The sequence below is a fragment of the Sporomusaceae bacterium genome (assembly GCA_031460455.1).
Taxonomy (GTDB): domain Bacteria; phylum Bacillota; class Negativicutes; order Sporomusales; family UBA7701; genus Anaeroselena.
This window is the reverse complement of sequence record JAVKTQ010000015.1, coordinates 78165-86896: the sequence shown is the minus strand read 5'-3', so window position 1 is coordinate 86896 and position 8732 is coordinate 78165. Positions and strand designations below refer to the sequence as shown.

Sequence of the window (8732 nt, the reverse complement as noted above, 5' to 3'; positions counted from 1 at the left end):
CGACCGGAAACAATCGACGGACTTGTGAAGATCATGGTGGGAAGGATAGCTGACGCGCTAGGAATCGATAACCAGCTTTTCCTAAGATGGTCAGGTTGATATAGAGCAACGCCAGGAGGGGGGATACTAGGAGTTTTGGCATCAAGGTGAACAAACCACAAAAATGAGGGGGATTATTTGTGAAAAAAAGTTACTGGAAAGCTCTCGCAATTCTCACAGTCTTGTTGATGGTCAGCCTTGTAGCCGCGGGCTGTGGTTCCGGCAACAAGGCGGCGGACGACAAAAAAGCAGGCGCACAGGTTACACTGAAGCTTGGTAATGTGGTGCAGAAAGACCACCCCATGAATGTAGCGTGCGAAAAGTTCGCCAAAAAGGTCGCCGAGAAGAGTAACAACCGAATTAAGATTGTCGTTTACCCGGCCCGCCAGCTGGGTGACGACCGCCAGCTTTTCGAACAAGTTCAGCAGGGGGCCCTCGATATGGCCGAGATATCGGCTGCGCCGATGGGTTCGACCACTTCGCTGGCTACTGCTTTGCAAATGCCGTTCCTGTTCACCACCTGGGAACAGTATACCAAGGTTATGAAGGACCCGGTTACCGACAAGCTCCTGGCCGGTCTGGAAAAGAATCAGGTCAAAGGCCTGGCCGTGTATAACGCCGGCTTCCGTCACCTCGTCACCGTCGCGAAACCCGTCAGTTCGCCTGCCGACATGAAAGGCCTGAAATTCCGCGTTGCGGAGACGCCGCTCCATCTTGATATCTTTAAGGCGCTCGGCGCCAGCCCCACCCCGATGCCTTACGGCGAAATCTACAGCGGCCTGCAGAACAAGGTTATTGACGGCCTGGAGATGGACCTCAGCGCCATCCTGATGGAAAAGCACTATGAAGTGGCCAAGAACGTCACCCTTTCCAAACACTTCACCTGGCCGGCCATCTTGATGATGAACCTGAAACGATTCCAATCGTTGTCGCCTGAAGACCAGAAGATAATTGTCGACAGCGCCAAGGAAGTTGTCGAAGAGAATGTCAAAGACATCGCCGCGATCGAACAGAAAGCTGTTGCCGAACTCAAGGCCAAGGGCGTAACCCTGAAAGAGTATTCCGATGCCGACAGGGCTCCCTTCATAGAGGCTACGAAAAGTATCGACGACAAATATAGCGCCATGGATCCGATTGTCGCGGAGTTCGTGAAGAAGGCCAAAGCAACGAAGTAATGTTGGGACGGGGGGCTTCTGGGGCCTATGCGCCGGGCCCCCCGGCAACTCCTAGGGGGGAAGGATATGCTTTTAATAATCGACAAAATTGGTAAAGCCCTTGATATCTTCGCCCGTCGGATGACGCAGCTATGTGTCGCTACTATGGCTATTGTCGTCACCTTGCAGGTCATCTGGCGCTACTTTCTGGGCAATCCCCTCGTCTGGGCCGAGGAACTGGCCCGCTATGCCCTTGTCTGGATGACTTTCATCGGTGCCGCCGTTGCTTTGCGGGCGGGGCAGCTGGCAGCCATGGACCTTGTTGTGACCCGGTTCCCGCCAAAAGTTCAAAAATGGATATCAGTCCTTGTTTCAATAGCCAACTGTGCCCTGCTAGCCTTTCTGCTCTATTGCAGCCTTAATCTGGTTAATATGCCGAGCGTTCTTTCACAGAAGTCCCCGGCCATGCGGTTGCCGATGGCCTATGTCTATATGGCTATGCCGCTGGGTTTGGGGCTGTTGCTGCTGCAGTCCGTCTTCCGGCTGGTGACCGACTTATGCCGTAAGGGGGAGTGAGAAGATGATAACAATTGCCGTTGTTTTCGCCGTTACGTTGATCGCTGGCCTTCCTATAGCCTTTGCCCTCGGGTTTACCGGAACAATCCACGCTCTGATGATGGATAACGCTAGGCTTCTCGATATGCTTCCCCAGCGGATGTTTGCCGCTTCCGACAATTTCAGCCTCATGGCCATCCCCCTGTTCGTCCTGGCCGGCGAGCTGATGGGCTTCGGCGGCATTACCGAAGCTCTTGCCAACATGTCGCGCGCCTTCATCGGTCACATCAAGGGCGGTTTAGCCTATGTGACCGTAGTTGTCGGCATTTTCCTCGGCGCCCTGCTCGGTTCGGCCAACGCCGCCGCCGCTCTCCTGGGCAAAGTTATGTATCCGGAAATGCGCAAAGACGATTATGACGAAGTGTTCAGCAACTGTCTGGTTGCCGCCACATCCATCCTTGGCCCGATTATTCCGCCGAGCATGGTTTTCATCGTCTACGGCGTCGCAGCTAATCTGTCAATCGGCGAACTCTTCTTCGCCGGCATCGGGCCGGGCCTTCTGCTTGCCGGCGGCTACATGGCCATCATCTGGTGGCTTGGACGGAAAGCGTCTTGGCCTGTCCGGACAAAGGCCACGATGAACGAGGTCTCAACCAGCTTCCTCAAGGCTGCGCCGTCTCTGTTGGTGCCGGTAATCATCCTTGGCGGCATCCTCGGCGGGATTACGACTCCGACCGAATCGGCCGCCGCCGCCTCGGTGGTTGCCGTGTTTCTCGGCGTAGTCGTTTACAAGAAGCTCAGATTCTCCCATATCGCCGGAATATTGGAACGGACCGGCGTGGTCAGCGCTTCGATCATGATTATCGTCGCCATGGCGAACATCCTTGGCTGGACGATGGCCCTTGACCAGATCCCCCAGCAAATAGCCGACGCAATGCTCGCTCTGACCTCGAATAAATACGTCGCCTTATTCTTAATCAATATCTTTCTCCTCTTCGTTGGCATGGTCATGGAGACCATCGCCGCCATAATCATCCTCGTTCCGGTATTTCTTCCGGTCATCCAGACACTGGGTATCGATCCCCTACATTTCGGTTTAGTGGTCAGCTTTAACCTCATCGTTGGCTTACTTACCCCTCCCGTCGGTGTTGGCCTATTTACCACCTCGATTGTAACCGGCACATCGCTGAAGAAATTGGTCGGTCCCATCTGGATATGGGTTGGCGTTGCCATGGCGGTGCTGCTACTCATAACCTATGTGCCCGATATCGTAACCTTCCTGCCCCGGACTGTCTTCAAACATTAGTGAGGGAGATCTATAATGAAAGGTTATCACAACTGTTTCCTGTATGTTGACCTGACTTCCCGAACCACCGCAGCAAGGCGGTTTCCCGAAGAAATGCTCAGACAGTACATAGGCGGCGCGGGGCTTGGCGCCAGAATTCTCTATGACGGCACCGGCCCCGACACCGACCCGCTTGGGCCGGATAATCTGCTGTGCCTGCTGACCGGGCCGATTACCGGCACGAAGATAACCGGCACTGGCCGGCACTCGGCGGTCTTCAAGTCCCCCCTGACCAGGGCCTGGGGCGAGGCGAGCGTCGGTGGCACCTGGGGTCGAGAATTGAAAAGGGCCGGCTATGACGGCGTTATTATCCGGGGGCGAGCCGAAAAACCCGTCTATCTGTGGATTAACGACAGTACGGTCGAATTCCGGGACGCGGGCGAGTTCTGGGGCCTGGATACCTATGAGACCGATGCGGCTTTACGGCAAGTCACCGATGCTGACGCTGTCGTCAGTTGCATTGGGCCGGCCGGCGAAAACCTGGCCCTTATCTCCGGCATCTTTACCGACGGCATCGAGGGCCGGGCGGCGGCCCGCTGCGGGGTGGGCGCCGTCCAGGGCTCGAAAAACCTGAAGGCCGTCGTTGTGCACGGCAGCGGCGAAGTACCTGTTTTTGACCAGGACGGTCTCGACGACGACCTTAAGGGATTCCTTCCGGACTTCATCGGCAAGACCGGGGGGCTGAAGAATTTCGGGACTGCCGGCCTGGTACTCGGCTGCGAGCAGACCGGCGACTTCCCCGTCAAGAACTGGCAGAAAGGCAAATGGGAAGAAGGGGCCGCCAAGATCAGCGGCCCGGCTATGAAAGAGTCGATTACTAAGAAGAACTATTACTGCGCCGGCTGTGTGGTCGGCTGTGGCCGCCACGTAGCCGTCGAGACCGGGCCGTACGCGCAGGTCAAGGGTGGCGGTCCGGAGTACGAGACCCTGGGATTGATCGGCGGGTCCTGTCTGGTAGACGACCTCGAAGTTATCGCCAAGGCGAATGAGCTGTGCAACCGCTACGGTCTGGACACTATCGAGGTCGGCAACGCCGTCGCCATGGCGATGGAGGCATACGAGAGAGGCCTGATCAGCGAAACCCAGGCTGGTCTGAAGCTGGAATGGGGTAACGGCGCCACCGTTATCGCCCTCATCCATCAAATGGGGAAAAATATCGGTTTCGGCGCCGTCCTGAACCAGGGACTGGTACGTGCGGCCAAAGCCATCGGCGGAGCGGTCGAATGTTTCGCCATGCACTCAAAGGGGGTTTCCCTGCCGGCCCATGATCCCCGGGCCTATACCAGCATTGCCCTGGGATACGCGACTTCGCCGCGCGGCGCCTGCCATCTCCAGGCTTTCAGCCACGCGTACGAGCGGGCGCTGAGCGCCCCGGACCTAGGAATCGACGCTCCGTTGGAACGTTTCACCGCCGTCGGCAAGGCCGACTTGGTCATCAAACTTCAGAACTTTATGGCGCTTTTCGATTCGCTGTGCATTTGCAAATTCGATATCTTCGGCGGTATCGGCGTTACTATCCTCACCAACTGGTACCGGAAAGTGACAGGTGTAGAAATGGCTCCCGAGGAGCTTCTCATCGCCGGTGAGCGAATCTTTAACCTCAAACGCCAATATAACATCAACTGCGGACTGGACGTAACCGACGATACCCTGCCGGATCGCATTCTCCACCAGGCGCGGGGCGAGGGTGGCGCGGCCGACAACCTGCCCGATCTTGCCGCGATGCTCCCGGAATATTATACGTTGCGGGGCTGGGACGACAAAGGCAAACCCAAGGCCGAGTTGTTGACCCGTTTGGCAATCGGCTAGCCGCGATCAATTAGGAGGCGAGTACAGAATGGCAAGTCAGTTTCTAATGCAGACCAAGATTGTCACCGGGGCAGGCTCGGTAGCCGAAGCGGCCAGGGAAGCCAAGTGCTTCGACGCTAGTCGAGTCCTGATCGTAACCGATCCGGGCTTGAACGGCACCGGTATACCGGCGGCGGTTGCCGACCAACTAAAGGCAGCCGGCCTCGAAGTCGATGTTTTTGCCGATGTTGAATCCGACCCAAGTATCGCCACCGCCAGCAAGGCGGCTGAACAGGCTAAGAAGATGAAGGCTGAAGTACTTGTCGCCATCGGCGGCGGCAGTTCGATGGACGCGGCTAAATCAGCGGCGCTCCTGACGACCAGCGGTGGTTATCTCAAGGACTACGCCGGCGTCGGCAAGATATTGAAGCCTACTCTGCCGGTCATTGCCATCCCTACCACGGCGGGCACCGGCAGCGAAGTTACTATCTTTGCTGTTATGAGCGATCCTGACAATAACGAGAAATTCACCATCTCCAGTCCCTTAATCGCCCCGCGGGTCGCCATTCTTGATCCCGAGCTCACCGTTAAGCTGCCGCCGGCGATTACGGCATACACCGGCATGGACGCGTTGACCCACGCGGTGGAGGCTTATGGTTCGGTAATCGCCCAACCGGCCACCGACGCCTTCGCCATTCAGGCGATCAAGATGATAATGGCCAGTCTCCCGCTTGCCGTTCATCGTGGCGACAACTTAAAAGCCCGGGATAATATGATCCAGGCGTCTCTGCTGGCCGGAATCGCCTTTAACAGCGCGTTTCTGGGGCTTGCCCACGCCATCGCCAGCCCACTGGGCGGCCACTTCCATGTCTCGCACGGATTGGCCAACGCGGTCATGTTGCCGTATGTGATGGAGTTCAACCTGCCGGCGGCGGTGGAAAAATACGCGGCGATCGCCCAGGCGCTTGGCCTCGGTGCGCCTGGCGAGTCCGCACGTTCCCTCGCGGAAAAAGCGGTTGCGGCCGTAACCAAGCTCGCCCGTGATATTAGTGTTCCTGAGCGCCTCCGCCATGTCGGCGCCAAGGAAGAGGTTTTGCCGCTCGTGGCCAAGGATGCTCTGAAAAGCATCCAACTCAAGTTCAATCCCCGTTTTGCCAGTGAGCAGGAAATCCTTGACTTGTTACGTAAAGCATACTAAAAATACGGGAGCGGCATGCACAGGTTGCTTTGCACGCCGCTCTCGTTCGTGGGGCGCCTCCGCTCCGCAGTAGTGCTTTCAGATTTGGAAAGATATATCTATGGAGCTTTTCTCTCTATGGAAAAATCGCTGAATACGCGTGATCATATATTGGAGTTGTTTGATGGCTTTATTTAGGCAAAACGGATTAAGGAGGAGCCTGTGGTAAGGATAAAGTTTTTTCCGCCCATTGCTCATCGGGCCAACAAAATCGAACACAGCATAACGCTTGACGGTGGCATGGACATCGACGATTTTATCCGAATGCTGCGCTCCCGGCCGGATTTAGCATCTTATTTCGAACGAATCGACAATTACGGGAGGGGGGACAATTTTCTCCGTTCCGTGATTGTCATGGTCAACGATCGCTTGGCTGATGTCACCATCCGGGTAAATGACGGCGACGTCGTTAAATTTATTTTGCCATTGGCCGGCGGTTGATCTGGAAAAGGCAGTGTCGCGAGCACAAAAGGAGGCCGAATGACAATGGATAGAGTAATTGAGACCGACGTCTTGGTAGTGGGCGGCGGTGGTGCCGGCTTCAGGGCGGCAATCGGCGCCCGTCAGCGAGGCGTTAGAGTCACACTGGCGAGTAAGGGGCCGTTGGCCCGCTGTGGCGCGACACCTATGGCCGGGGCTGACTTTACCCTTGACGGCAGGAGCATGAGCCAGATTGAGGGATTGGCCGGCGACCCGAACGACTCCCCAGAAAAGGTTATGAACGACATCATCACCCAGGGTTGCTTTCTAAATAACCAGAAACTTGTCGAGCAGTATATCCGCAGAGCGCCCCAATGTCTGAGGGAACTGATCGAGTGGGGCATACACATCAAAATATCCGATCAAAGAATGATTTTTACGACCGGGACGGGTATTATGGACGCCCTGCTCAGGAAGGCAAGAGCCGTCGGCGTTGAACTGCTTGAGGATATAACCTTGTTGGACCTTGTTACTGACGATGGGGCGGTTATCGGTGCACTGGGCCTTGACGTCCGTTCCGGCGACTTCATCGAATTCAGGACCAAAGCTGTAGTCATGGCCAGCGGCGGTTGGCACAAGGCTTTCTGGCCTACTACCGGCATGCGCGACCTCGCCGGTGACGGGCTAGCCATGGGCTATCGGGCGGGAGCCGCCCTGGGTAATATGGAGTTCATCACCTTTTGCTGCAACGTCTTTCTCAGCCCGCCCGCCTGGATGGGCAGCATCGCTCCCTATGTGCTGAGCCTGCTCGCGGGCGGCGGGCGTCTGACCAATAGCTTGGGGGAAGAGTTTCTCCAGAAGTACGACCCCTATACCGTCAAGGTCGGGATAACAACAGAGTGGAACAAAAGCTTCATTTCTCACGCCACCATGAGAGAGGTCAGGGAAGGAAAGGGCTCGCCGAACGGCGGCGTTTACTACAGCCGGGGCGACGTCCCCTGGGAAAAAATCGAACAGGTCGCCGCCCTGATGTGTCCGGACTGGAGATATAAGGCCATCGACCTTTCCAACTGGGGGCAAATGCTCAAAAACAACGAACCAGTCGAAGTAGGCAGCGCCGCCGAATACTTCGACGGCGGTCTGGTCGTCAACGATCGTTTCGAAACCGACCTGCGGGGTCTTTATGCCGCCGGCGAGTGCGCGCTGGGGGCGTTCGGTGCCAACCGGGTATTTGCCGCCATCACCGAAATGCTCGTCCAGGGAGCGGACGCCGGGGACAATGCCGCCTGCTACGCGCAAACCGCCAAAATCCTCGCGCCCGGCAGGGAAACCTTGTTCAGCCTCCAAGCCGCGGCTGAGGAGCCCCTTCGGCGTTCAGATGGACTTAACCCCGCGAAGGTCAGGCGCATTGTCCAGGAGGCGGCTCATAAAAACCTTGGACCAATCCGCAACCGGGAAGAACTGGAGGCCTTCCGGGGCTTTCTGGAAAACGTCCGCAGGGAGCAGCTCCCCAACCTTGCCACTCAATCCAAAAGCCGGATTTATAACAAGGAATGGTTGGATGCCCTCGAACTCGGCAACATGGTCCAGCTGCTCGAGATCGCGACCGTCAGCGCCCTGATCCGCACCGAAAGCCGCGGCGTGCACTATCGCGAGGATTGTCCGCTGACCGACAACGACCAGTGGTTGGTAGAAAACGTTGTCCGCCGGGCCGGGGACGGTTTCGAAATCACCCCGCGGCCGGTGACCGTCACCGGCATGGCGCTGCCGACCGGAAAGACCCCCTACCTGGAGTTCATGAAAAAGATGATGGCGTCGCATTCCGATACCGGCGGCAAACATTAGCAGGGAGAAGGTGAGGATATGGCCAGCGCAAACATCAAAGTCAGGGTTTTCCGCTTCGACCCGTCCGTCGATAAGCAGCCCCGTTACGAAGATTATCAGGTGCCATTCCAGGCCGGGATGAGCGCCATGGATGCCCTAGACTACATTTACCAGAACCTCGACAGTACGCTCGCTTACTATGATCATGCCGGCTGCGCCCTGGGGATATGCGGGCGCTGCACCGGCAGGATCAACGGCAAGCCCGGCCTGCTGTGCCAGACGATAATCGCCGGCGACGTTACGCTCGAGCCGCTCTCGGCGGCGGTCGTGCTCAAGGATCTGGTCGTCAAGACGGGGCAGTAGGGGGACA

At 57.1% G+C, this 8732-nt stretch carries 8 protein-coding genes; all 8 read left to right on the top strand.

Going from position 1 to position 8732, the window contains the following annotated elements; translation table 11 throughout:
* Positions 1-179 precede the first annotated feature (179 nt).
* The 8 genes from RIN56_17370 to RIN56_17335 all read left to right on the top strand — a co-directional run bounded on the left by RIN56_17370 (position 180) and on the right by RIN56_17335 (position 8725).
* A complete protein-coding gene (locus tag RIN56_17370) occupies positions 180-1214 on the top strand; it encodes a TRAP transporter substrate-binding protein (protein ID MDR7868571.1) in 1035 nt (344 codons plus the stop codon).
* A gap of 66 nt (positions 1215-1280) precedes the next feature.
* Entirely contained in the window at positions 1281-1769 is a 489-nt protein-coding gene (locus RIN56_17365) for a TRAP transporter small permease (GenBank protein ID MDR7868570.1), read from the top strand.
* Positions 1770-1773: 4 nt separating this feature from the next.
* Positions 1774-3054 carry a TRAP transporter large permease gene (locus RIN56_17360; GenBank protein MDR7868569.1) on the top strand — a complete coding sequence of 427 codons (1281 nt, stop codon included), beginning with the start codon at positions 1774-1776 and terminating at the stop codon, positions 3052-3054.
* 15 nt (positions 3055-3069) lie between these two features.
* On the top strand, positions 3070-4902 hold the full coding sequence (locus RIN56_17355; protein ID MDR7868568.1) for an aldehyde ferredoxin oxidoreductase family protein: 1833 nt from the start codon (positions 3070-3072) through the stop codon (positions 4900-4902).
* Positions 4903-4930: 28 nt separating this feature from the next.
* Positions 4931-6079, top strand: coding sequence for an iron-containing alcohol dehydrogenase (locus RIN56_17350; protein ID MDR7868567.1), 1149 nt, complete (start codon positions 4931-4933; stop codon positions 6077-6079).
* Between the two features lie 201 nt (positions 6080-6280).
* Entirely contained in the window at positions 6281-6559 is a 279-nt protein-coding gene (locus RIN56_17345) for a MoaD/ThiS family protein (protein MDR7868566.1), read from the top strand.
* A 45-nt stretch (positions 6560-6604) separates the two neighbouring features.
* Positions 6605-8383: an FAD-binding protein gene (locus RIN56_17340; GenBank protein ID MDR7868565.1), complete on the top strand. Its 1779-nt coding sequence runs from the start codon at positions 6605-6607 to the stop codon at positions 8381-8383.
* 18 nt (positions 8384-8401) lie between these two features.
* Positions 8402-8725 carry a 2Fe-2S iron-sulfur cluster-binding protein gene (locus RIN56_17335; protein ID MDR7868564.1) on the top strand — a complete coding sequence of 108 codons (324 nt, stop codon included), beginning with the start codon at positions 8402-8404 and terminating at the stop codon, positions 8723-8725.
* Positions 8726-8732 lie beyond the last annotated feature (7 nt).

What these genes read in the sequence shown, in the direction of transcription:
- RIN56_17350 (MDR7868567.1), top strand. Translation starts at nt 4,931, where the DNA reads ATGGCAAGTCAGTTTCTAATGCAGACCAAGATTGTCACCGGGGCAGGC.
- RIN56_17340 (MDR7868565.1), top strand. Translation starts at nt 6,605, where the DNA reads ATGGATAGAGTAATTGAGACCGACGTCTTGGTAGTGGGCGGCGGTGGT.
- RIN56_17355 (MDR7868568.1), top strand. Translation starts at nt 3,070, where the DNA reads ATGAAAGGTTATCACAACTGTTTCCTGTATGTTGACCTGACTTCCCGA.
- RIN56_17360 (MDR7868569.1), top strand. Translation starts at nt 1,774, where the DNA reads ATGATAACAATTGCCGTTGTTTTCGCCGTTACGTTGATCGCTGGCCTT.
- RIN56_17365 (MDR7868570.1), top strand. Translation starts at nt 1,281, where the DNA reads ATGCTTTTAATAATCGACAAAATTGGTAAAGCCCTTGATATCTTCGCC.
- RIN56_17335 (MDR7868564.1), top strand. Translation starts at nt 8,402, where the DNA reads ATGGCCAGCGCAAACATCAAAGTCAGGGTTTTCCGCTTCGACCCGTCC.